This is a genomic window from Delftia sp. ZNC0008, assembly GCF_000799035.1.
In the GTDB taxonomy this organism is placed as follows: domain Bacteria; phylum Pseudomonadota; class Gammaproteobacteria; order Burkholderiales; family Burkholderiaceae_C; genus Comamonas; species Comamonas tsuruhatensis.
In genome coordinates this window covers 1-450 of record NZ_JTKZ01000234.1, presented here as the reverse complement: position 1 = coordinate 450, position 450 = coordinate 1, and the positions used below count along the sequence as shown (strand labels likewise).

At 72.0% G+C, this 450-nt stretch carries 1 protein-coding gene; it reads left to right on the top strand.

The window, feature by feature from the left end; genetic code table 11:
* Positions 1 to 27: 27 nt before the first annotated feature.
* Positions 28 to 450, top strand: a 423-nt coding sequence (locus L995_RS07750; RefSeq protein WP_047470734.1) for an FAD-binding oxidoreductase, incomplete at its 3' end; no start/stop codon positions are given.

Genomic DNA, 450 nt, shown 5'->3' with positions numbered 1-450 from the left:
GTCCTCGGTCCTCGAGGAGATGCAGGCATGAGCGCCGCCCTCCAGGCAGGCAGCATGCTCGCGCGCTGCGCCGCTGCACGGGCAGAGGCGGGCGGCGTCATGGTCTACACCCTGCGCGTGCAGGGCGCTTCGGCGCAATTCCTCGGCGGCCTGCGGCCCGGCCGGCATGTGGCCGTCGAGCATGCCGACGCCAGTGGCACCATGCAGCAGCGGCTGTACTCCATCACCCGCTACGAGCCCTGCAGCGAGCACGACGGCGCCGGCCAGTTCGACATTGCCGTCAAAAGCTCGGGCCGGGGCAGCGTCTCCGACCACATGCATGCGGTGCTGCGCGCAGGCTCCACGCTGCCGCTGGGCGGCGTGGCCGGTGACATCACGGCCGACCTGGTGCTGGGCCTGGACTCCCTGGTCATGCTGGCCGGCGGCATCGGCCTGACCTTGCCGCTGGCG